This is a genomic window from Hyphomicrobium denitrificans 1NES1 (genome assembly GCF_000230975.2).
In the GTDB taxonomy this organism is placed as follows: domain Bacteria; phylum Pseudomonadota; class Alphaproteobacteria; order Rhizobiales; family Hyphomicrobiaceae; genus Hyphomicrobium_B; species Hyphomicrobium_B denitrificans_A.
The window spans coordinates 2,481,933-2,505,023 of sequence record NC_021172.1; the positions used below are offsets into that span (position 1 = coordinate 2,481,933).

At 60.1% G+C, this 23,091-nt stretch carries 24 protein-coding genes; 15 read left to right on the top strand and 9 right to left on the bottom strand.

All coding sequences use genetic code 11. The features are described from left to right. Positions 1–969 carry a quinone oxidoreductase family protein gene (locus HYPDE_RS11895; RefSeq protein ID WP_041320450.1) on the bottom strand — a complete coding sequence of 323 codons (969 nt, stop codon included), beginning with the start codon at positions 967–969 and terminating at the stop codon, positions 1–3. A gap of 178 nt (positions 970–1,147) precedes the next feature. Here HYPDE_RS11895 and HYPDE_RS11900 point away from each other — a divergent pair, with 178 nt between their 5' ends. From HYPDE_RS11900 to HYPDE_RS19385, 5 genes are all read left to right on the top strand, one after another. Further along, a complete protein-coding gene (locus tag HYPDE_RS11900) occupies positions 1,148–1,585 on the top strand; it encodes a hypothetical protein (protein WP_015598713.1) in 438 nt (145 codons plus the stop codon). Positions 1,586–1,690: 105 nt separating this feature from the next. Continuing rightward, positions 1,691–2,221: a DedA family protein gene (locus tag HYPDE_RS11905; protein WP_041321230.1), complete on the top strand. Its 531-nt coding sequence runs from the start codon at positions 1,691–1,693 to the stop codon at positions 2,219–2,221. Between the two features lie 133 nt (positions 2,222–2,354). Further along, positions 2,355–2,516 carry a hypothetical protein gene (locus HYPDE_RS19380; RefSeq protein ID WP_015598715.1) on the top strand — a complete coding sequence of 54 codons (162 nt, stop codon included), beginning with the start codon at positions 2,355–2,357 and terminating at the stop codon, positions 2,514–2,516. Between the two features lie 108 nt (positions 2,517–2,624). Next, the gene (locus tag HYPDE_RS11910) at positions 2,625–4,004 is read left to right on the top strand and encodes a cytochrome P450 (RefSeq protein ID WP_015598716.1); all 1,380 of its coding nucleotides are present in this window, start codon (positions 2,625–2,627) and stop codon (positions 4,002–4,004) included. Between the two features lie 156 nt (positions 4,005–4,160). Continuing rightward, positions 4,161–4,304, top strand: coding sequence for a hypothetical protein (locus tag HYPDE_RS19385; protein ID WP_015598717.1), 144 nt, complete (start codon positions 4,161–4,163; stop codon positions 4,302–4,304). Between the two features lie 26 nt (positions 4,305–4,330). Here the strand turns inward: HYPDE_RS19385 and gatB are convergent, their stop codons facing one another. Genes gatB through gatC form a run of 6 tightly spaced genes read right to left on the bottom strand, consistent with a single transcriptional unit; the run spans position 4,331 to position 8,724 of the window. Then, positions 4,331–5,812 (bottom strand): Asp-tRNA(Asn)/Glu-tRNA(Gln) amidotransferase subunit GatB, encoded by a 1,482-nt coding sequence (gene gatB / locus HYPDE_RS11915; protein WP_015598718.1) that lies wholly within the window; start codon positions 5,810–5,812, stop codon positions 4,331–4,333. Between the two features lie 56 nt (positions 5,813–5,868). Then, positions 5,869–6,168 (bottom strand): hypothetical protein, encoded by a 300-nt coding sequence (locus tag HYPDE_RS11920; RefSeq protein ID WP_015598719.1) that lies wholly within the window; start codon positions 6,166–6,168, stop codon positions 5,869–5,871. Beyond that, the gene (locus HYPDE_RS11925) at positions 6,161–6,481 is read right to left on the bottom strand and encodes a chorismate mutase (protein WP_244437621.1); all 321 of its coding nucleotides are present in this window, start codon (positions 6,479–6,481) and stop codon (positions 6,161–6,163) included. Before HYPDE_RS11925 ends, HYPDE_RS11920 begins: the two co-directional genes overlap by 8 nt. 38 nt (positions 6,482–6,519) lie before the next feature. Continuing rightward, entirely contained in the window at positions 6,520–8,019 is a 1,500-nt protein-coding gene (gene gatA / locus HYPDE_RS11930; protein WP_015598721.1) for an Asp-tRNA(Asn)/Glu-tRNA(Gln) amidotransferase subunit GatA, read from the bottom strand. Then, the gene (locus HYPDE_RS11935) at positions 8,016–8,432 is read right to left on the bottom strand and encodes a hypothetical protein (protein ID WP_015598722.1); all 417 of its coding nucleotides are present in this window, start codon (positions 8,430–8,432) and stop codon (positions 8,016–8,018) included. The genes gatA and HYPDE_RS11935 overlap by 4 nt, the downstream gene beginning before the upstream one ends. 4 nt (positions 8,433–8,436) lie before the next feature. Further along, positions 8,437–8,724: an Asp-tRNA(Asn)/Glu-tRNA(Gln) amidotransferase subunit GatC gene (gene gatC, locus HYPDE_RS11940; protein WP_015598723.1), complete on the bottom strand. Its 288-nt coding sequence runs from the start codon at positions 8,722–8,724 to the stop codon at positions 8,437–8,439. A gap of 210 nt (positions 8,725–8,934) precedes the next feature. Here gatC and ruvX point away from each other — a divergent pair, with 210 nt between their 5' ends. From ruvX to rpmG, 10 genes are all read left to right on the top strand, one after another. Then, positions 8,935–9,435, top strand: a complete 501-nt coding sequence (gene ruvX, locus HYPDE_RS11945; protein ID WP_041321235.1) for a Holliday junction resolvase RuvX — start codon at positions 8,935–8,937, stop codon at positions 9,433–9,435. A gap of 116 nt (positions 9,436–9,551) precedes the next feature. Further along, positions 9,552–10,523 (top strand): aspartate carbamoyltransferase catalytic subunit, encoded by a 972-nt coding sequence (locus HYPDE_RS11950; RefSeq protein WP_015598725.1) that lies wholly within the window; start codon positions 9,552–9,554, stop codon positions 10,521–10,523. Then, on the top strand, positions 10,523–11,857 hold the full coding sequence (locus HYPDE_RS11955; RefSeq protein ID WP_015598726.1) for a dihydroorotase: 1,335 nt from the start codon (positions 10,523–10,525) through the stop codon (positions 11,855–11,857). The genes HYPDE_RS11950 and HYPDE_RS11955 overlap by 1 nt, the downstream gene beginning before the upstream one ends. 42 nt (positions 11,858–11,899) lie before the next feature. After that, entirely contained in the window at positions 11,900–12,502 is a 603-nt protein-coding gene (plsY, locus tag HYPDE_RS11960) for a glycerol-3-phosphate 1-O-acyltransferase PlsY (RefSeq protein WP_015598727.1), read from the top strand. Further along, on the top strand, positions 12,489–13,697 hold the full coding sequence (dprA, locus tag HYPDE_RS11965; RefSeq protein WP_015598728.1) for a DNA-processing protein DprA: 1,209 nt from the start codon (positions 12,489–12,491) through the stop codon (positions 13,695–13,697). Before plsY ends, dprA begins: the two co-directional genes overlap by 14 nt. Before the next feature lie 414 nt (positions 13,698–14,111). Further along, on the top strand, positions 14,112–16,868 hold the full coding sequence (gene topA / locus HYPDE_RS11975; RefSeq protein WP_041321243.1) for a type I DNA topoisomerase: 2,757 nt from the start codon (positions 14,112–14,114) through the stop codon (positions 16,866–16,868). Continuing rightward, positions 16,865–19,165 (top strand): ribonuclease R, encoded by a 2,301-nt coding sequence (rnr, locus tag HYPDE_RS11980; RefSeq protein WP_081625123.1) that lies wholly within the window; start codon positions 16,865–16,867, stop codon positions 19,163–19,165. The genes topA and rnr overlap by 4 nt, the downstream gene beginning before the upstream one ends. A 22-nt stretch (positions 19,166–19,187) precedes the next feature. After that, positions 19,188–19,685 carry a DUF983 domain-containing protein gene (locus HYPDE_RS11985; RefSeq protein WP_348226055.1) on the top strand — a complete coding sequence of 166 codons (498 nt, stop codon included), beginning with the start codon at positions 19,188–19,190 and terminating at the stop codon, positions 19,683–19,685. Between the two features lie 18 nt (positions 19,686–19,703). Continuing rightward, positions 19,704–20,414 carry an NUDIX hydrolase gene (locus HYPDE_RS11990; protein ID WP_015598734.1) on the top strand — a complete coding sequence of 237 codons (711 nt, stop codon included), beginning with the start codon at positions 19,704–19,706 and terminating at the stop codon, positions 20,412–20,414. Between the two features lie 77 nt (positions 20,415–20,491). Next, the gene (rpmG, locus tag HYPDE_RS11995) at positions 20,492–20,659 is read left to right on the top strand and encodes a 50S ribosomal protein L33 (protein ID WP_015598735.1); all 168 of its coding nucleotides are present in this window, start codon (positions 20,492–20,494) and stop codon (positions 20,657–20,659) included. A 565-nt stretch (positions 20,660–21,224) separates the two neighbouring features. On the opposite strand, the gene HYPDE_RS12000 is transcribed toward rpmG, so the two are convergent. Together HYPDE_RS12000 and HYPDE_RS12005 are read right to left on the bottom strand one after the other, a co-directional pair. Then, a complete protein-coding gene (locus HYPDE_RS12000; RefSeq protein ID WP_015598736.1) occupies positions 21,225–22,595 on the bottom strand; it encodes a PleD family two-component system response regulator in 1,371 nt (456 codons plus the stop codon). A 7-nt stretch (positions 22,596–22,602) separates the two neighbouring features. Continuing rightward, the gene (locus tag HYPDE_RS12005; protein ID WP_081625162.1) at positions 22,603–23,037 is read right to left on the bottom strand and encodes a response regulator; all 435 of its coding nucleotides are present in this window, start codon (positions 23,035–23,037) and stop codon (positions 22,603–22,605) included. Between the last annotated feature and the right edge of the window lie 54 nt (positions 23,038–23,091).

A 23,091-nucleotide genomic window follows, 5' to 3' on the forward strand; every position in this document is an offset into this window, starting at 1 on the left:
TTATGGAACGAGAATGATGGACCCAGCCGTGCGGCGCGCGGCAAGATCGCGATGGGCTTTGTCCGCTGCTCTCAAAGCGTAACGATGGTTGACCGCTATCTTTATTTTCCCTGCCAACACCATTGCGAACAACTCTGCCGCGTTCTGCTCAAGATCCTCCCGCTTCGCGGTATAGGCAAAAAGCGACGGGCGCGTGGCGAAAAGCGAACCCTTCAGGGCCGTTAGCTCGAAAGGAGGAACAGGACCCGACGAGTTGCCGAATGAGACCCACAGCCCCTTCGGTTTCAGACAATCGAGCGATTTCGGAAATGTGTCCTTGCCGACGGAATCATAGACGACGTCGCAGCCTGCGCCATTCGTCAGCTCGCTGACGCGCGCGACGAAATCCTCGCGCTTGGTATTGATCGTGTGCGTGCAGCCGTAAGACCTTGCGAGTTCAGCTTTCTCGTCTGTGCTCACCGTCCCGATGATCGTCGCTCCAAGCGCTCGAGCCCACTGGCAAACGATCAATCCAACCCCACCCGCCGCGGCATGAAATAGCATGATCGTTTCAGGGCCGACCTTGTAAGTTTCGCGCAGCAGATACCGGGCCGTCATACCCTGGAGCATCATCGCGGCGGCTGCATCGTAGGAGATGCCGTCCGGGAGCTTAATGAGCTTGTCTGCCGGAACGCGCCTGACCTCGGCATAAGCTCCCGGAACGCTTCCATAAGCGGCTCTGTCCCCGACCTTGAAGTCTTCGACCTTGGGGCCGACCGCGATCACCTCGCCCGCTCCCTCGGAGCCGAGAATCGCCGGCAGGCTCGGCAACTTGTAGAGCCCATCACGTTGGTAGATATCGATGAAGTTGACTCCAACGGCGTGTTGCTTGAGCAAAACCTCGCCTGGCCCCGGCGGGCCAACTTCGACATCCTCGTATGTCAAGACCTCAGGCCCGCCATAGGCGTGAACTCGCACCGCATACGCCATATCGTGGCTCCTTTTGTGCAGGATCTTCGGTCGGTGGCAGCCTGCAGGCGAATCTCCTCCGGCGCCAACTGGCAATTCGCCGCTTCATGGCGTATTCGCCACGAGTCTGCCATGCTGACTTTCTACGGCCGTTCGAAACGATAATCTGGAATTTGCTTTGAAAATTTTCCAACCTCCCTTGTCCGATTTCAGAAACCTTCGGCTGCTTGCGGCCCTCGTTTCATGTATCGAACTTGCAGGCTGTGCCGGTGCCCCGGATCCGGCATTCGGCCAGCAGCGGGGCTTGAAGTGCGTCGACGACAGCAACGTCTGCATCAGCCAGCGTAAAATGGTCTACGATTCCTACATGACGGATAAAACGCGCGCCTGGATGAAGCAGCCAGCCGGACCTCACGAATATGCTTCCGGCGTTCGCCTCATGGCCTACAGCAAGATGCGAAAGGATCTGTCGTGTGAAGAGCTTGCCCGCGCCAAGGAAGAAGCTGACCGTGGTCCTTCATCTCTCAGCGGCGGCGCTTATGTCGGGCTCACGTCGGCACAAGTGGCGCGCGGTGCGATGCTCTCGCGGGAGGTGTCGCACGAGCTTGCGAGCGAAATCGCACGGCGCTGTCGCTAGAGCTCCGATCCTTGAAGAAACATTTCGGTCCCCTATGTGGCCGAGGCGGCGCACGATAAAACACCAATATCCGCACCTCACCCGCTTCAACGCGAAAGCATTTTCATGAACGTTCAGGATTTCGTCGATACCATCGTTGCGTTCGTTCGGGCCAACGAAGGTTGGACAGGACCTGTTGCATTCCTTGTCGCATTTCTCGAAAGCTTTTGCTTTCTCTCGATCCTCTGGCCAGGAACCGCAATTTTGATCGGCATATCGGCGCTTCTCGCCAGGAGCGGCGTCGAGATGAGCATTCTCGGTCCGGCTATCGTTTGGGCTGGCGTCGGCGGTTCGCTAGGCTACGCAGCTTCGTATTGGATCGGGTTCTATTATAAAGACGGCATCCGGGAACTCTGGCCGTTCAGTCGTAACCCCGCAATGGTCGATCGAGGCCAAGCCTTTTTCCAAAGGTGGGGCGCAATCGGCGTCTTCCTTGGCCACTTTTTCGGACCCGTGCGAGCCATCATTCCGGTCGTCGCCGGCATGTACGCAGTGCCGCAGTGGCAGTTTCAACTCGCGAACGTGTCATCGGCGTTCATTTGGGCTGCAGGTGTTATTGCGCCCACCTATTTCGGGCTGAACTATTTACTCGGATGAAACGTGGCGACCGCCTGTTGCGAACAACGGTACAGCGGGAGCTTGCGTCCATAAAGCCGATCCCGTAGAGGAGCGGTTCGATGTTGCGCCGACACCGGCGCTTTCGCAAACCAGCTACGGCCGAGGCCCATCCATGTCAAAGACGTCTCTCAAGAACATCCAGAAGCAGAAAAAGAAGGCTGGCCGCACCATCCCGCGACCGGCACAGTCGCGAATCCAGGGCAATACCGCAGGTGTCAGGAAGCGTCTGAAGAAGCTTGCCGGGAAAGCGCGCGCCACGAAGGCTTCCGCCTAACAGCGGAACCACTTGAATATCTGGATCTGGTCAGGCTCCGCCTTAGACCCGGCTGTGCCTGACCGATTGAAATGGCCATAACGCCATGGCTTAGTTGGCGCACGCCAAGTGAACGCATTACCGACTTCCGAGACGTTCTATCCCCCGACGGTGCAGCCGCCCGACCGAGCGCTGTCATTGCCGCGCTTCTTTGCGCGCTTTATCCGAAATCCGCTGCAAGCGTTGCCGCGGTCTGTCTATAGCGAGCCCATCGTCGCGTACGGCAAGAAACGTCCGCTCGTCACGTGGGTCACCGATCCTGAGCTTATCGAGCGCATCCTTCTCAGAGACGTCGAGCGATTTCCGAAGACGCCTCTCGACCGCCGCGTGCTGACGCCCATGCTGGGTAATGGCATCCTGACGGCCGAAGGCGACAGTTGGCGCTGGCAGCGAAAAATCGCGAGCCCAATGTTTCGCTATGCCGAGCTGCTGAGCTACGTGCCGACTATGGTCGAGGCCGCCGAGCAGCTTCTGGAGACATGGAAGCCGCGCGGCCAAAAATTTACGACCGATGTCGAAGAAGCGATGACGGAAACGACGTTTTCCGTCATCGCGCGCACGGTGCTGGCGGGGATCGACGAGAACGAGGCCGGTGCGGTCAAACGTTCGGCGCGCATCTATCTCGATCGTATTTCATGGGAGGTTGCGGCTGCGATTCTGCATTTGCCCGCAACGATGTGGCATCCAGGCAAAGCTAACATGCGATCCTCCGCCCGGGAGGTTCGTGCGATCGTACAGCACCTGCTCGCACAATGTCGCAAGGCGCGCGGCCCCAATGGCGATCTCGTGGCGCGCATGATCGCCGCTCGCCATCCGACGACCGGAGAGCAGATGTCGGACACAGCGATCGTCGACAATCTGACGACGTTTCTATTTGCGGGCCACGAGACGACCGCCAAGGCTTTGACCTGGACCCTTTATCTGCTCGCGCGCTCGCCTCAATGGCAGGATCGCCTGCGACATGAGGTGCAGCATGCGATCCTTTCCTCTCAACGCGTCGGACCGGGCACCATCGAGCGCTTGCCTCTGACATTGCGCGTCCTGAAAGAAGCTCTGCGCCTCTACCCTCCGGCGCCGGTCATGACGCGGCTGGCGAAGGAGGACACCGACCTCGCGGGCACACATGTGTCGAGGGGATCTCTCATCGTCATTCCGATTTTCGTGCTGCATCGCCACCGCCGTCTGTGGGACGATCCGGACCGCTTCGATCCGGACCGGTTTCTGCCGGAAAACGAAGCGAAATATCCGCGCACGCAATTCATGCCATTCGGCTACGGTCCGCGCATCTGCGTCGGCTCGTCTTTCGCGCTGATCGAAGCAACCGCAATTCTTGCAACTTTATTGCAAAGCGCCCGTTTCGAATGGGATGGCCGTCACGTGCCCGAACCCATCAGCCGCGTGACACTCAGGCCGAAGGGCGGAATGCCGTTGATCGTCAAGGCACTCTAACGCCCAACAACCGTTTTGGACGTTAGCGTTCCGTTTACCGAGATTAGCAGCCGGCAAATTTTCATTTCGCATTTCGCGTATCCGCGTGAGCGGGATCGCAAACACTCGGTGCTATGTTTTGTCGCATTACAATTGCTGCCTCCAAAGGAGAGGCCAATGACAACGACAAAATTGCTTTATGCAGTAGCCGCAATCATTCCAGGCGGTTTTATCCTGCTCGCATGCTTTGGAATTCTGCACGTCGTCAGGGTCGGCCTTCAGGAACGCAGGCAACGGCAGGTGGCGGGATTTCCCGCCTGAGCACGCGGCTCCTTGCCGGGTGAGCGTTAGATCCCGAGCTTGGCCTTCAGGATCTCATTGACCGCCGCAGGATTGGCTTTGCCGCCTGTTGCCTTCATGACCTGACCGACGAACCATCCAAGCATCGAAGGCTTAGCTTTCGCCTGCTCGACCTTGTCGGGATTGGAAGCGATGATCGCGTCGACCGCCTTTTCGATGGCGCCGGTATCGGTCACCTGCTTCATGCCGCGCTTGTCGACGATCTCGGCAGGGTCTCCGCCTTCCATCCAGACGATCTCGAAAAGATCCTTTGCGATCTTTCCCGAAATTGCATTCGATGAAATGAGATCGACGATGGCGCCGAGCTGCTGAGCCGACATGGGGCAAGTCTCGATGTCCTTGCCTTCCTTGTTCAGGCGGCCGAAGAGCTCGTTGATGACCCAGTTCGCCGCGAGCTTGCCGTCACGGCCGTTGGCGACGCTCTCGAAGTAATCGGCCGACGAGCGCTCGGCCACGAGCACGTCGGCGTCGTAGGCCGATAAACCGAATGCTTTCATGAAGCGCGCGCGCTTTTCATCAGGAAGCTCCGGCAACTCCGATTTGAGACCTTCTACGTAATCCTGCGTCAGTTCGAGCGGCAACAGGTCGGGATCAGGGAAGTAGCGATAGTCGTGCGCTTCTTCCTTCGAGCGCATCGAGCGCGTTTCGCCCTTTGCGGAATCGAACAGCCGCGTTTCCTGATCGATGGTGCCGCCATCCTCGATGATATCGATCTGGCGGCGGGCTTCCGCTTCGATCGCCTGCCCGATGAAACGAATTGAGTTGACGTTTTTGATTTCGCATCGCGTGCCGAGCTTATCGCCAGGCTTGCGGACCGACACGTTGACGTCAGCGCGCAGGTTGCCTTTCTCCATGTCGCCATCGCAGGTACCGAGGTAACGGAGGATGCTGCGCAGTTTCGTGACGTAGGCCTGAGCCTGCTTCGACGATCTGAGATCGGGTTTCGAGACGATCTCCATCAGCGCGACGCCCGAGCGATTGAGGTCGACGTAGGAATAATCCGGGTGCTGGTCGTGCAGCGATTTTCCTGCATCCTGTTCGAGGTGCAAGCGCTCGATGCCGACCCTCATTGTTTCGCCGTCGGCGTCGATCTCGACCTCGCCTTCGCCGACCACGGGTTGTTTATACTGCGAGATCTGATAGCCCTGCGGCAGATCCGGATAAAAGTAGTTCTTGCGATCGAAGACGCTCTTCAAATTGATCTCAGCCTTGAGACCGAGACCGGTGCGGATCGCCTGCGCGACGCACTCCTTGTTGATGACGGGGAGCATTCCCGGCATCGCCGCATCGACCAGCGAGACATGGCTGTTCGGCTCAGCGCCGAATGCTGTCGAAGCGCCGGAAAACAGCTTCGCGTTCGAAGCGACCTGAGCGTGAACCTCCATGCCGATGATGACTTCCCAATCGCCGGTGGCGCCCGCGATAAGGTTGTTCGGTTTGGATTTCACAGCGACTTTCTGAGAACTCATCCGTCGTCTCCAGTCTCACGCAGCGCCATCGCGATCAACGGCCTGCGAGACAATTTCTAATCGGGTTTGCGCTTCATCAGGTAACCTGCGCCCGCATAGACGAAGCCGGCAACAAGCGAGATGATGAAAACACCCACAACCGAGCGCCCAAGCGTCGGCGCATCCCATAATCGGAAGAAGGTCGCCACGTAGAGCACGGCGACACCGGCAACCGCGCCGGCAAAGGCTGCGATCATCAGCTTGCTCTTGTCGTCAGCTCGTTGGCCCATCATGAACGCGACGACAATCGTCGCCGGATTGAGAATTCCGTAAAGCAGAACCTCGACCAACGGTACGGTCTGTTCGAAGTCAGGCACTGCCGTTATCTCCGCTTTTTGCTTTGGCGGCTTCCTGCGCCTGCCGAAGCTTCTCTTCTTCGAACTGGACGAACCAGCCGATCATGTTGCGCCATTGAGCGCCGACCATATCGATCATTTCCGGCGGCATGTTCTTGTCAGCCGCCCGCGCCTTGACGCGATCGATGACCTGTTGGATGCGCCACTGAACGACGGCGCCTTCCTGCGTCGTCATTTTCAGCTGCCAGGCGCGATCGACATATCCGTACCGCTCGGCAATGAGATCGACGAGCGCCGCATCGATGCGGTCGATCTCGCTACGCACTTGGGACATGTCGGCGCATTCCCACGGCCGTTTCGGATCCATCGTCTCTAACCCTTCGTCCACCACTTGGCCGGCACGGCAAACCGGCCTGCCGCATCTTCAATCACTTGAGCCGTCCGGAACAGCGTCTCCTCGTCGAACGGCTTGCCGATGAGCTGCAGACCGAGCGGCGTACCTTGAGAGGACAGCCCAGCCGGAACCGACATGCCGGGCAGACCGGCCATGTTCACCGTGACCGTGAAGATATCCTCGAGATACATCGCCAACGGATCGCCGGTCTTTTCTCCAAACGCGAATGCGGGCGACGGCGTCGTCGGCGTCAGCACTACATCGACCTTGTCCCAAGCTTGGTCGAAGTCGCGCTTGATCAGGGTGCGCACCTTCTGAGCCTTGAGATAATAAGCGTCGTAATATCCGGCGGACAGCACATAGGTGCCGATCAGGATGCGGCGGCGAACTTCTTTGCCGAACCCGGCAGCGCGCGTTTTTTCGTAGGTGTCCGTCAGATTATCGCCGTTGATGCGGAGACCGTAACGCATGCCATCGTAGCGTGCGAGGTTCGAAGAGCATTCGGCCGGTGCGACGATGTAATATGCAGGCAGCGCGTATTTCGTGTGCGGCAAAGAAATCTCATGGATCGTCGCTCCGGCGGCCTTCAGCCACGCGATGCCTTCATCCCATAGTTTCTGAATTTCGGGCGACATGCCCTCGACGCGATATTCCTTTGGCACGCCGACGCGCAATCCCTTGACGCCTTTGCCGACCGCGGCTTCGTAGTCAGGAACCGGTGCATCGACCGATGTCGTGTCCTTCGAATCGTGACTCGCCATCGTTTTCAGCATGATTGCCGCGTCGCGGACTGTCTTGGCGATCGGACCGGCCTGATCGAGCGACGAGGCGAACGCGACAATGCCCCAGCGCGAGCAGCGTCCGTATGTGGGCTTCATACCGACGGTACCTGTCAGCGCGGCGGGCTGGCGGATCGAGCCGCCCGTATCGGTTGCTGTCGCGGCAAGGCAAAGATCGGCCGCAACGGCGGCAGACGAGCCACCGGACGAGCCGCCAGGAACGAGCTTATCTTCCGAGAGCTTGCCATCCGCACCTTTGCGGCGCCATGGGCTCACGACGTTGCCGAAGGCACTCGTCTCGTTCGACGAGCCCATCGCGAACTCGTCGTTATTGAGTTTACCGAGCATGACGGCGCCGGCATCCCAGAGATTTTGTCCGACCGTCGATTCATATGGCGGCTTGAAATCGTCGAGGATCTTCGAGCACGCCGTCGTGCGGATGCCATTCGTGCAGAAGAGGTCCTTGTTGCCGATCGGAAGCCCTTCGAGGGGGCGCGCCTGACCGGCGGCAATCCGCTTGTCGCTTTCCTTCGCCTGTGCACGCGCATGCTCGGGAGTCTGCAGCACGTAGGCGTTAAGCGCCGGGTTCGCCGCATCGATTGCTGAAAGGAATGCATCCGTCAGCTCAAGCGCAGAAAAGGACTTTTTCTTGAGGCCGTCACGGGCCTCGGCCATCGTCAGCTTGGTAAGATCCGTCACCGGTCAACAGTCCCTTTCAATCCTTTGCAGCGCTCATAGACGAGCGCCTCGTCTCCGCTTGCGACCTTGATGCGATTGGCATCGAGCCGGGTGAATGTCACCGTCTCCTCGTATTCCTCGGCACCCTCGGAGCATTGCATCTTTGCTTCGAAAGTGTTCGGCGCCGTCTCGCGGATGGACTCGAAGCTGCAGCTGCCTTCCCAACTTCTGGTCCCTTGCCGCGTCAATTTCAGCGGATAGGTCGAGATGTTGGGCGCCGCCTTGCCGCTCTCGATGTCCTTGAGCTTCTTGCATCCGGTCGTCGGCGAATAGGTACCGTCGCCGATGAATGCGCCATCCACATTCGACTCGGCGCACTCCCCCGCCACCGAGACGACGCACAAGCATGCCGCGAGAAGCAGGATGCGGAGCATCTCCCTACTCCACGATCTTCGGCACGACGAAGTAATGGTCTTCCGCGAGCGGCGCATTCGCCGTTACCGCGTCGGCAATGTCTCCATCGGTCACGACATCGTCCCGCATCGTCAGCTTCTGAGCGACGACCCGCGTCATCGGCTCGACGGCTGACGTATCGACCTCGTCGAGTTGCTTTACCCAATCGAGAATACCGGAAAGTTCTTTTTCCAGACCCTTGGCCTCAGCATCGCTGATCCTGATCCTGGCGAGGCGCGCGATTCGGCGAACGGTCGCTTCGTCGACCTGCATTTGGGATTCCTTCGAAAAGCTCGGAGAAGGTTCTTCGCTGCTCTCTTACCCGTCCCGGTGCCTCCGAGGCAACCGGGCCGGCACGTTCTTGCGCGGAGACGCCACGGACGGGGCTAAGAGCCTTGTTTTCCTCCGCTTTTGCAGTGTCCATGGGCTTGCGGCGCTGCTACTGCCTAGGCGAGCTTAAATTCGGAGCATATGGCGACCTTCATGAGCCAGTCCGCTTCCCCGGCAACGCCCGGGCGCACCACGGAAGACCCACAAGAATTTATTGCAGCCGCGGCTTCCTCCGGCCGCCTGATTGGCATCGACGGCGGCACGAAGACGCTCGGGCTCGCACTCTCGGACGTCACGCGGACGATCGCCTCGGCGCTCGAAACGATCAGGCGGACGAAGTTCAGTGTCGACGCCGCCAGACTCCTGGCACTCGCCGACGCGCATGGTGTCGCGGGCTTGGTGCTGGGTCTGCCGCGCAATCTCGACGGAACAGAGGGCCCGCGCGCTCAGGCGACGCGGGCTCTGGCGCGCAATCTTAACAAGCTCAGCCCGCTTCCAATTCTGCTTTGGGACGAGCGCCTGACGACAGTCGAGGCCGAGCGCATGCTGATCGATGCCGACCAAAGCCGTAAACGCCGAGGCGAGGTTATCGACAAGCTCGCAGCCACGATTATCCTGCAGGGCGCCCTTGACCGCCTCGGTCGACAGCGCTGAAGAGGCTCGCCGGGGTCTTCTCCCCGGAAAGCATCCACCTACCGTTAAGGGATTCCGACTACGTCGACTGACCGCGCTTGCGGGCGCCCCAGACTCCGCCTATAGAAACCGCTTTAATGACATCCAAACCAAACTCGAATGCGCTGAAGGTTTTTCCGCGCCGACATTTGCTGACCTGCGAAGGGCTGTCGGCGAATGAGATCAATTTTGTGCTCGATCTTGCCGACAAGGCTGCCGATCACATCCGGCAGAACGGCAAGAAGCGCGATGTCCTTGCCGGTCGGACGCTGATCAATCTCTTCTTTGAATCCTCGACCCGGACGCAGGCCTCCTTCGAAATGGCCGGCAAGCGCCTCGGCGCCGACGTGATGAACATGAACGTTGCCACCTCGTCGGTCACGAAGGGCGAAACTCTGATCGACACGGCGGTTACGCTGAACGCCATGCGTCCCGACATCATCGTCGTCCGGCATCATGCTGCGGGCGCCGTTGAACTTCTGTCGCAAAAGGTCGACTGCTCGGTCATCAACGCGGGCGACGGCGCGCACCAGCATCCGACGCAAGCCCTGCTCGACGCGCTGACGATCCGGCGCGCCAAGGGCCGCGTCGCCGGACTTACCGTCGCGATCTGCGGGGACATCCTGCATTCACGCGTGGCGCGGTCGAACATCGACGTCCTGAATGCGCTTGGCGCCCGTGTTCGTCTGGTCGCGCCCTCGACACTGCTCCCCTCGTCACCGGAGCGCCTCGGGGTCGAGGTTTTCACCGATATGTGGAAGGGTATCGACGGCGTGGACGTGGTGATGATGCTGCGTCTGCAGCGCGAGCGGATGGATGCCTCCTACGTTCCGTCGAGCCGCGAGTTCTTCCATTTCTTCGGGCTCGATCACGAGAAGCTCGCACGCGCCAAGCCCGACGCACTCGTGATGCATCCAGGGCCGATGAACCGCGGCGTCGAGATCGCATCCACGGTCGCCGATCATTCGCGCAGCGTCATCCGCGAGCAGGTCGAGATGGGCGTTGCGGTGCGTATGGCCGTGCTTGAAGCGCTCTCCGCGCATCTGCCGAGCTTCAAGGACGTCGCCTGATGAGCAAAGCCATCGAGAAGCCCAAAAACGTCGGCAAGGCGACGGTCTTCATCAATGCCCGCCTGATCGATCCAGCGTCCAATCGCGACGAACCTGGCGGATTGCTCGTCAAAGACGGCATTATCGCGGATATAGGCGGACATCTGCGCCGCAATGCTCCGGACGGCGCGGCGGTCATCGACTGCAAAGGCCATGTCCTCGCCCCTGGCTTGATCGACGCCCAGGTGTTTACCGGCGAACCCGGATACGAGCACCGCGAAACGTTGAAGACCGCGAGCCACGCCGCGGCCGCCGGCGGCGTCACGACGATCGTCGTCATGCCCGAGACCAATCCGGTGATCGATCAGGTCTCGTTGGTCGATTTCATTCAACGCCGCGCCCGCGACAATGCCCTCGTCCATGTCCACACAATGGCTGCAATGACGAAGGGCCTCAAAGGCGAAGAAATGACCGAGATCGGCCTCCTGAAGCGCGCCGGAGCCATCGCGTTCTCGAACGGCAAATCCAGCATCGTCAATACGCGCGTGATGCGCAACGTGCTGAGCTACGCCAAGGACTTCAACGCCCTCGTCGTTCATCATACGGAAGACCCCTATCTCTCAGGTAACGGCGCGATGAACTCCGGTGAGGTTGCCGCCCGCCTCGGGCTTCCGGGAACCTCAAAGATCGCCGAGACGATCATCCTCGAACGCGATGTCCGTATCGTTGAAATGACGGGCGGGCGTTATCATGCAGCGACCATCAGCTGTCAGGATAGCCTTGATGTCGTGAAGGCCGCGAAAGCGAAAAAGCTTCCGGTGACGTGCGGCGTGTCAATCAATCACCTGACGCTGAACGAAAACGACATCGGCTCCTATCGCACGTTCTTCAAGGTCCGTCCGCCTCTGCGCCGGGAAGAGGACCGTGTGGCGATGGTTCAGGCCTTGGCCAACGGCGATGTCGACGTTATCGTTTCCAGTCATGATCCGCAGGACGCGGACACAAAGCGACGCCCCTTCGCAGAAGCTGCAGATGGGGCTGTCGGTCTCGAGACGCTGCTCTCAGCGGCGCTGCGTCTCGTGCATTCCGGTGATGTGACGCTTGCGGCAATGCTCAAGGCACTGACCATCAATCCAGCGCGGCTGCTCGGTCTGCACAGCGGACGGCTCGCGAAGGGCGCCATCGCCGATCTCGTGCTTTTCGATCCCGGCGAGCCGTGGGTCGTTAACAAGGATGTTTTGCGCTCGCGCTCGAAAAACACGCCGTTCGATGAAGCGAAGATGCAAGGCCGCGTGCTTCGAACAGTTGTTGCCGGCGAAACGGTCTACGAATACGCTGGGATCGAACGCACGTAAGAACCCTCCCTGAGCGGCCGAACAACGGACATCGCGCGAAGCATGGACTCATCGTCCCCCCCTGAGCTGCTGATTGCATTCGGCCTCGGGTACCTATTGGGGGCTATTCCGTTCGGCCTGCTGCTGACGCATCTCGCGGGCCTCGGTGACGTCCGCCAGATCGGCTCCGGCAATATCGGTGCAACGAACGTACTGCGGACGGGCCACAGAGGCCTTGCGGCGGCGACACTTCTTCTCGACGCCGCGAAAGGAGCTGCTGCGGTCCTGATCGCGAATTACTGCTTTGGACAGACGGCAGCGGCGATCGCCGGCTTGGGCGCTTTACTCGGCCATATCTTTCCGGTCTGGCTGAAGTTTAAAGGCGGGAAGGGTGTTGCGACCTTCCTCGGCGTGCTGAGTGCAATGGCATGGGAAGTGGCGGCGATTTTCGCGATTGTCTGGCTCGCCGTGGCCGCCGTAACCCGGATATCCTCGCTATCGGCGATGGTCGCAACAGTCGCTGTTCCGATCGGTGCCTGGGTTCTCGGCTACAATCAGGTTGCCGCCGTGTCGGTGCTGATGGCCGCAATCATCCTTATCAAGCATCGCGGAAACATCCGCAGGCTTCTGGCAGGCGAGGAGCCTAAGATCGGTGCCAAAGCCTGAACAGTCTCACCTTTTCAGACCTGCACCTTTGCCTACGGCGGCGCTTTCCGATGCGGAGCGTCTGGCGTGTCTGAGACTCATACGGTCCGAGAACGTCGGGCCGGTCACGTTTCGCGAACTGATCAACCATTTCGGCGGCGCGCAGAACGCGCTTGAGGCGCTACCGGAGCTCTCACGGCGTGGCGGCGCCGGGCGGCCCATCCGTCTCAGTTCACGCGCCGAGGCCGAGCAAGAGCTCGAAAAAGCCTGTCGTTGCGACGCAGTCCCCCTGTTCACGATCGAACCGGGATATCCTGCCGTGCTTGCACGTAGCGATGCGCCACCGCCGATGCTTTACGTGAAGGGCCGCCGCGAATTTCTGAACGCACCGGCCATTGCGATCGTTGGATCGCGCCAGTGCTCGGCAGCGGGCGTGCAGTTGACGCGGCGTTTTGCGAGCGAGTTGGGACAAGCTGGCCTCGTCGTCGTGTCAGGCCTTGCGCGCGGGATCGACCGCGCCGCGCATGAGGCCTCGCTTGCGTACGGGACAATCGCGGTTCTTGCCGGAGGGATCGATTGGGTCTACCCGCGCGAACATGCCGACCTCCAACGCTCCATCGGTGAGGATGGGTGTCTGGTCACGGATCGCCCGCCCGGCTTCAATCCGCGCGAACGGGATTTCCCGCGGCGCAACCGCATCATCGCCGGGCTCGCCTATGGCGTCGTTATCGTCGAAGCAGCCCTGCGTTCGGGGACGCTGACGACGGCGCGCTATGCCAACGACCTTGGTCGCGAGGTCTTTGCGCTACCCGGCCATCCGCTCGACCCGCGCGCCGAAGGCACCAATCGTCTGATCAAACAGGGTGCAACGCTCGTCACCGAACCAAGCGAAGTTGTCGAAATCCTGCGGCCGATCGTTGGTCCCGAGACTTGTTGCAAACCTTCTGGCGAGTCGAGTTTCGCGCCGCTGGTTGCGTCGGGTCAGCCCGGCCCGCAGCCAGCTGGGTCGCCGCCCGACCTCCGGCGCGGATCGGGGCGCCCCGAGGAAATGGCAGCCGTTCTGGCAGCGCTAGGTCCCGCGCCTATTGCGATCGATGCGATCGTGCGGGCCACCGGCATCACCGTGCAAAGCGTCCACATTGCTCTTCTGGAACTCGATCTGGCTGGGCGGATCGAGCGCCAAGGTCTTAGTCTCGTAGCATTGAAAAGCCCATAACAAGCTTATCCCTTCAGCGATTCTGCTATTGCTTCGGCACGGGATTGCGCGATCAGGTCCGGTAGTCTTGTGCACCTTTCGCGCTCGGCGAGCGTCTGCAGCTCGCTCAATAGATCGGCAAGATATTCAAGGCGCTCGCGCCTTTCCGGGTCGGGCGAATGAGCGCGCGCTTGGGCCTCGGGCATCCCTTCCAGTTTCCTTACGTCGAGCCTCGTCAGAATGATGAACGGTGGGTTAGCTCATTCTTCCGGAGGTTGCAATATTCATATTTTCCTATCGCAGGTCGTAATCCGCCGCTATTTGACACCGCTGCGGCGATCAACCATGTTCCCGGCCCGCCGCGTGAAAACCGATGTAAGCGGCAGATTCTCGACCTGGCTCGGAGGCCAGACGGTCCAGGAGCGAAAACACCACATGAACGTCGTTATCGTCGAATCCGCCGCTAAGGCCAAGACGATCAACAAGTATTTGGGGTCTGGCTACAAGGTCATAGCGTCTTACGGACATGTCCGTGACCTCCCCGCCAAGGACGGCTCGGTGGAGCCCGACCACGATTTTGCAATGCACTGGGAGGTCGACGGCAAATCCCAGAAGATCATGCGCGAGATCGCTGAGGCGCTCAAAAAGGCCGACAAACTGATCCTCGCAACCGACCCTGACCGCGAAGGCGAAGCGATCTCCTGGCACATCCTGGAGATTCTCAATCACAAGAAGGCGCTCAAGAAAGGCACCGAGGTCGAGCGCGTCGCCTTCAACGCCATCACCAAGCAGTCAATCCTCGCCGCGCTGAAAGAGCCACGCAAGATCGACGAACCGCTCGTTGATGCCTACCTTGCGCGCCGGGCGCTCGACTATCTCGTCGGCTTTACGCTGTCGCCTGTGCTTTGGCGCAAGCTGCCGGGCGCGCGTTCCGCCGGGCGTGTCCAATCGGTGGCGCTGAGGCTCGTCTGCGACCGCGAAGCCGAGATCGAAGCGTTCAAGACCGAAGAATACTGGACGATTGAAGCTTTGCTCACGACGAGCAAGGGCGAAGACATCAAAACACGCCTCGTCGCAATCGAAGGATCGACGCTCAAAAAGCTTGATATCAAGGACGAAGCCTCGGCGACCGCGATCAAGGCGGCGCTCGAAGGCCGCGATTTCCGCATCGCGTCGATCGAGAAGAAAGCCGCCAAACGCAATCCCTATCCGCCGTTTACCACCTCGACCTTGCAGATGGACGCATCGCGCAAGCTCGGCTTCTCAGCCAAGCAGACGATGCAGATCGCACAACGTCTTTATGAAGGCGTCGACATCGGCGGCGAGACGGTCGGCCTCATCACATACATGCGAACGGACGGCGTTCAGATCGTGCCTGAAGCCGTAAGCCATATCCGCGATGTCATCTCAGCCGAGTACGGCAAGCAGTACACACCGTTCGCGCGCGAATACAAAACCAAGGCCAAGAACGCGCAGGAAGCGCATGAAGCGATCCGCCCAACCGATCCGCGCCGGAAGTCCGATCAGGTCCGCAAGTATCTCGAAAAGGACCAGGCGGCGCTTTACGACTTGATCTGGAAACGCACGATCGCGAGCCAGATGGCGCCCGCCGATATCGAGCAGACCGCGGTCGAGATCGAAACCAAAGGCAGCGACGGCAAAACTTATGGTCTGCGTGCCAACGGCTCGGTGCTACAGTTCGATGGCTTCCTCAGGGTCTACGAGGAAGGCCGCGATGACCGCTTCCGCTACATCGAGAAAGGCAAGGACGATCCGGAAGGCGAGGACGAAGACCGCCGACTGCCGCCTCTCGCCGAAGGCGACCATCTCAAGGACAAGGAAATCAGCGCGGACCAGCACTTTACCCAGCCGCCGCCGCGCTTTTCGGAAGCGACGCTCGTCAAACGCATGGAAGAGCTCGGCATCGGCCGACCTTCGACTTACGCATCGACGATGGCGGTGCTTGTCGACCGTGACTACGTGCGGATCGAGAAGAAGCGCCTAATCCCGGAGGACAAAGGCCGCCTCGTCATCGCGTTCCTCGAAAGCTTTTTCAAGCGTTACGTGGAATACGATTTCACGGCGGACCTCGAAGAAAAGCTCGACCTCATCTCCAATAACGAGCTTGCATATAAAGAGGTGCTTCGCGATTTCTGGCGGCAGTTCATCGCGTCGGTCGGCGACATCAAGGATCTGCGCGTCGGCGACGTCCTCGAAGCCCTGAACGAGATGCTCGGGCCGCACGTCTTCCCGGACAAGGGAGACGGCAGCGACCCGCGTCTTTGTCCGAAGTGCGGACAGGGGCGACTCAGCCTGAAAATTTCAGGCAAGTACGGCGCGTTCATCGGCTGCGGAAATTACCCGGACTGCAATTACACGCGCCAGCTGACGCCGAGCGACAACGGCGAAGATACGCTCGACGGCAAAGTGCTCGGCTACAACGACGACGGCCTCGCCGTCACTCTGCGCACCGGCCGCTTCGGCCCTTACCTTCAACTCGGTGAAGCCGAAGGAGATGAAAAGCCGAAACGCTCCAGCATTCCGAGGGGCATCGACGCCGCCACACTGGATTTCGAGAAGGCGATGCAGCTGCTGTCGCTGCCGCGTGACGTCGGCGAGCATCCGACGGAAGGCGGCATGGTCACTGCAGGTCTCGGCCGCTACGGACCGTTCATCCTGCATGAGCACGACGGTGCCAAGACCTACGTCAATCTCGAAAGCATCGAGGACGTCTTTACGGTCGGTCTCAATCGAGCCGTAACGCTGCTCGCCGAAAAGCGCGCCGGCGGCGGCAAAAGCCGCTTCCAGCGCAGCGCTCCCAAGGTGCTGAAAGAGCTGGGCGAGCATCCGAGCGAGGGCGGCCCCGTACAGGTGCTTGAGGGCCGCTACGGTCCTTACGTGACCCATAATAAAGTCAACGCCACGGTACCTCGCGGCAAGGACCCCGCTTCTCTGACGCTCGATGAAGCTGTTGCTCTCATTGCAGAGCGTATCGCCAACGGTGGTGGCAAGAAATCGAAGGCGTCGCGATCGGCAAAGCCGAAGGTGGCCAAGGCCGCGAAACCCGCCAAGGAGGAAGCTGCTCCCGCCGCAAAACGACCAGCCAAACAAGCTGCTGCGAAGAAAGCAGCCCCGGCGAAGAAGGCAGCGGCCAAACCGGCAGCCAAGAAACTCGCAAAGGCCAAAGCCTGAAGCAGAAATCACGAGGGAAGACGCCAGTCGGCAAACCGCATGCCGCAACGCGCGTTGCCGCCGACCGCGGTCTGCCGAGCAAAGAGCAGATCCTTGAATTCCTGAATACCGCGCAGGGGAAGGCCGGGAAGCGCGAGATCGCGCGGGCGTTCGGCGTTTCGGGCGGCGCACGCATCGCGCTCAAGCGCATTCTCTCCGAGATGGCGGCCGAAGGCACGCTCGCGGGCGACAAGAAACATCTCAGAGAAAAAGGAAAGCTGCCGCCGGTCACAACGCTCGAAATCACGGGCCGCGACGACGACGGCGACTTAATCGCAAAGCCGCTGCAATGGGACGAAGAAGACGGCAAACGGCCGACCGTGCGTCTGGCCCTTTCGACGCGCACTTCTGATAACGACATCGGCATCGGCGACCGGGTTCTCGCGAAGCTCACGAAACTGCCGCGCGGCAGCGGCGGCGCCTCGTATGAAGCGACACCGATCAAGAAGCTGCCCAAGGACAAGCGCCGGCTGCTTGGCATTTTCCGGGCCTCAAAGCGCGGCGGCGGTACAATCGAGCCGATCGACCGCAAGGAACTGAAAAGCTGGCCGATCCTACCTGACGACGCAGGCGGTGCGGGTGACGGCGATCTCGTGCGCTTCGAACTCGTCCGGCGCGGGAGATTTGCGACACCCCGCGCTGAGATCGTCGAAAGCCTCGGCAATCCCGACGACCAGCGGCAGATTTCGCTGATCGCGATTCATGCGCACGGCATTCCGGAGGACTTTCCGGAAAGCGTGCTGAAGGAATGCGAAACACTTTCTCCGCCGACGATGGACGGGCGCGCCGACCTACGCGCAATCCCGCTTCTGACGATCGATCCCGTCGACGCGCGCGACCATGACGACGCCGTGCATGCCGAGTCCGACAGTGATCCCAAGAATGAGGGCGGCTTCATAGTTACGGTCGCGATTGCCGATGTCGCGCACTACATCCGGCCCGGCTCCAAGATCGACCGCGAGGCGCAACTGCGCGGCAACTCGGTTTATTTTCCGGATCGCGTCGTGCCGATGCTGCCGGAAAAGATTTCAAACGACCTTTGTTCGCTGCGCGAGGGCGAAGAGCGCGCCTGCCTCGCCGTGCACATGGTTTTCGACCGGCACGGCGAGAAGCGGCGTCATAAGTTCGTCCGCGCGATGATGCGGTCGGCCGCCAAGCTCTCCTATCAGGAAGCGCAGACGGCAATCGACGGGCAGCCTTCGGAGAAATGCGAACCATTGATGGATCGCGCTCTGAAGCCGCTTTGGGCCGCGTACAAGGCGGTTGCGGTCGCGCGCGACAAGCGCGGACCTCTAGACCTCGACCTGCCGGAACGCAGAATCGTTCTCGACGACAAAGGCCAAGTCGCGCAGGTCGTCACGCCGGAGCGGCTCGAAGCGCACCGCCTGATCGAGGAGTTCATGATCCAGGCGAACGTCGCGGCCGCCGAGACGCTCGAAGAAAAGCGACTGCCGCTCGTCTACCGGGTGCACGACGCGCCGAGCGCGGAGAAGCTGAAGGGCCTTCGGGACTTTCTCGAAACCCTCGACATGAAAGTTCCACACGCAGGCGCCCTGAGGCCGGAAGCTTTCAACAAAGTTCTCGAACAGGCAAAATCGCTGCCGGTGCCGGATCTCATCAGCGAAGTGATCCTGCGCTCGCAATCGCAGGCAGAATACGCACCGAAGAATATCGGCCACTTCGGATTGAACCTCGTGCGGTATGCGCACTTTACCTCGCCCATCCGCCGCTATGCCGACCTCATCGTTCACCGCGCGCTGATCCGTGCCTTGGGTCTCGGACCCGATGGTCTGACGGATGAAGAAATCCCGCGGCTGGCCAGCGTCGCGAAGACAATTTCCGATACCGAGCGGCGCGCGATGTCGGCGGAACGCGAAACGACGGATCGCCTCATCGCCGCCCATCTTGCCGATCGCGTCGGCGCGACGTTCCCCGCGCGCATTGCAGGTGTGACGCGCTCGGGGCTGTTCGTGCGGCTCGAGGACACCGGTGCCGACGGCTATATCCCGATTTCGAGCCTGGGCGACGATTATTATCACCATATCGAGGGTGCGCACGCGCTCGTCGGCGCACGGACCGGGGCCGGATATCGTCTCGGAGATACCGTCGAAGTGCGGCTGCTCGAAGCCATTCCCTCGGCCGGAGCATTGCGCTTTGAAATGCTGACGCCCGCAACCCGTGGAAATTTTGGGGCGCTCAGGGCCGGCTCGCGCGGGCTTCCCAGAAAAAGATTCGGCAAATTCCAGCGCCGTCGATAACGTCGCAGAAACGGCCTATGTCTTGACCCAGCCACTCGAACCGCCCATCACGATGACCATGTCCGATTTTGTACCCGAAGCGACGTCCGCCGACGATCTCCCACACAGGGACATCTGGCAATCGTTGAAGCGCGGCTGGCGGCAGAAGTGCCCTTCCTGCGGCGATGGGCGGATTTACGGAAAATTTCTCAAAGTCAACGGCGTGTGCTCGAGCTGCGGCACCGAATTGTTTCATCACCGCGCCGACGATGCACCGCCTTATTTCGTAATGACGATCAGCGGGCACGTCATCGTCAGCGGTATTCTGATTACCGAACGGATGTTCTCGCCGCCGACATGGGTCGAGCTTGCGGTCTGGCTACCCGTGACGGTGCTGCTCAGCCTCTGGCTTCTGCCGCGCGTCAAGGGCGCGCTCATCGGATACCAATGGGCGCTGCGCATGCATGGTTTCGGCAATCCGGCATTCGATAGTGATAATTTGGCCCAACTCCCACCGTCCTCCAGCGAAACCGTATCTTAAATCGATCGCGGTTGCGCAATGACGGAAACGCTTTCATCCGCTGAGGCCGCAAGTCAAAGCGGGATACGCGACGCGGCATGCGTCGTCGTCATCGACCATTCCAAACCGGAACCGACGCTGCTGATGGGCCGGCGTCACGCTGATCAGGTTTTCCTCCCGGACAAATGGGTTTTCCCGGGCGGACGTGTCGATGCTGCCGACCGGACCCTGGCTCATACCTTCGACGGTCCCTATCTCCCGCACGATCTTGCTCCCGAATTACGTCCGTTCGCGTTGGCGGCGGTGCGCGAACTCTGCGAAGAAACGGGAATGCTCATCGGCAGCGACGCGACTGAACATCATCATAATGAACGCTGGCCGGCGTTCACTGCTGCGGGATACGCGCCAGCCCCAGTCCATCTTTACCCGCTGGCGCGTGCCATAACACCGCCCGGACGCGTCCGCCGCTACGACACATGGTTTTTTACGGCATCACGTTCGGCGGTCGCGAACATGCAATCGACGCCGGATGGCGAGCTGTTGGATCTCAATTGGTTTACGCTCGACGACGCGCGCAAACTTGATCTCCCGAACATCACGCGACTCGTGCTGGACGACGTTTCGATGCGCCTTCAAAGCACATCGCAAACGACGGATTTCAACGGTGGTGAACTGCCGTTCTATTATGCGGATGCCTGCGGCCTTCAGCGCACCCTGATCTCGTGCACGATGCCGCAGCGTACACCTTGACAGAGAAAATCCCGCGCGTATGTTGCGCCCTCTGCGGCCGACCAGGGTCGGCCTTTTTTTCTTCCTAAGCGTGATCCATGGCAAAGCCCATTACTCAGAAGATTAAGTTGTTGTCGTCAGCCGGAACGGGCTTCTTCTATGTCACGAAGAAGAACCCACGCACATCGACCGAAAAGCTTGTTTTTAAGAAGTACGATCCTGTTGCTCGTAAGCACGTCGAGTTCAAGGAAACAAAGATTAAGTAGTTTGGCGTGCGGGTTTTATCCGCACCGACCTACTCGGAATCCAGGTTTTGAGATTGATAGAGCCACTGGCCGCATAAAGTGGCCAGGGCTGAAAGCAAACTCGGCAGCGGGGTAAATCGTTCCGAGACAGCTTCGCGACCCTGGCCACAACCGGGTGAAGTTCAAAGAGGGCGTTGTTCCTCACCCAGCTTCACGATCGACCCTCTGCAACCGTTCGAGGAGGCCACTCGTGTGGTCACTCGGATCGATCCATCCCCGTCCTACCAGGCTATGCGGCGGGCCCAGCAGATCGGGAACTTAGAACGCCATCGAGCCATAAACGGGCAAGACGACGCAAAGGCTTCGATTTCTCGTGGCCCCCCTTGTCAATCGGCTATTTGGTGCCAGATAACGGTGCAGAAAGCAAGAACTGCTTTACCTGTTGCTAAACGGCAACGATTCGCAACTGTATTGCGCCAATGCCCGATTAATATCCTGGGAATATACGCTTTTTTCTTGACGCTCCGTCACGCGCGGCGCCCAGAGATCCCTGAACGCGCACGATCCGAAATACTTCCGCGAGGACTTAGGCAGCGTCGGAAACGACCCGGTTCCGGCCGCGGCGCTTGGCCGTGTAGAGCGCGTTGTCGGCGCGTTTGAACATGGATTCGGGTGTATCTTGCGGGCTTTCGAGCGTCCCGATGCCGACGCTCGCTGTTACACGAACGCTCTGGGCACGATCGATTGCAAATTCGTCGGCAGCAACGCAGGCGCGCAAACGTTCGCCAATCTGATAGGCGCGTTCAAGATCGGTATCCGGCATGATAATGACGAACTCTTCGCCTCCGAGACGGCAGGCGAGATCGACGCCCCGCGTGTTGCGCTTCAGACGCACCGAAAATTCTTTCAGCACCGCATCGCCCGCATCGTGGCCGTAAGTGTCGTTGACCGCTTTGAAATGATCGATGTCCGCAACCAGCATCGATAGGCTACGGCCCGTACGGATGGCTTCGGAGACGAGTGTCCTGAGATGGCCCTCCAAATAGCGCCTGTTGTGCAGCCCGGTTAGCGAGTCGGTGACCGACAGCTCGACGCTTTCCGCCAGCCGGTGCCTCAAAAAATCCGAGTGCCGCTTGCGCTTGATCTGCGTTTTGACGCGAGCGAGCAGCTCATGCCGATCAATCGGGCGCATCAGATAGTCGTTCACGCCCATATCGAGCCCGCGCAGCAAGCGCGCTTCATCACCGGGCTCCACCAGCATGATGATCGGCAAGTGCCGCGTGCGCTCGACGGAGCGCACTTGCGAGCACAGTCTCAGCCCGTCGGCGCTTTGCAATGACAGGCTGACAACCAGCAAATCAAAATTGCTTTCCGTGAGCTTGGTCAATGCCGCATGTATGTCGCGCTCCGCAAAGGCGTCATTGGCTTTCGAAAGCACCTCAAGCAGGCGTGCGGCCGAGCGCGGATGGTCATCCACAAGCAGAACCCGGCCGGAACGCGCCGACAGGGCGCGGGCATAGGAGCCGTCGTCGGGGATTCCCATGTCCCTGCCCGTCGAGGCCCGCATCATCATCTCGTCGTTGAGCATTTTGAGGCGCGCAAGGTTTTTAACGCGCGTCACCAAAGCAATATCGTCGACGGGCTTCGTCAGGAAATCATCCGCACCGCTTTCGAGGCCCTGCACCTTATCGGTGGGCTGGTCGAGCGCGGTGACCATCACGACCGGGATGTGATGGGTGGCGTGGCTCGCCTTGATGCGGCGGCAGGTTTCAAACCCATCCATTCCAGGCATCATGACATCAAGCAGCACGACGTCGACGCTTTCGCGTTCCAACAGGTCGAGCGCCTGCTGACCGCTATTCGCCGTCAACACCTCAAAGTACTCGGCTTGCAGCCGCGCCTCGAGTAGCTTCACGTTAGCGAGAATGTCATCGACGACGAGTACGCGGGCGGTCATGGAGCTTTTACGATTTCGATGGACCTATGAACTTGCGGACGGTCTCAAGAAAGGTCATCACCGAAATCGGCTTAGAGACATAGGCTTCACAGCCGCCTGACCTGATCCGCTCCTCGTCACCCTTCATTGCAAACGCCGTAACGGCCACGATCGGAATCAGGCAGAGTTCGTCGTCGTCCTTGAGCCATTTTGTGACCTCGAGTCCGGAGACCTCTGGGAGCTGAATGTCCATCAGAATAAGATCGGGGCGATGCTTGCGCGCCAGTTCCAGAGCTTCGAAGCCATTACGGGTCTGGATCGTCTTATAGCCGTGCGCCAGGAGCAGATCGTTGAAGAGCTTCATGTTGAGCTCGTTGTCCTCGACGATCAGGACCGACTGTGCCGCCAGCCGCGCTTCGGCCCCGCGGCGCTCGACGTTGGTTCTGGTTTCCTGGTACGTCATGGCAACCGCCCACACTCCCTAAGGCAGTTTGTGCACCGATTCTCGGCTAACCCA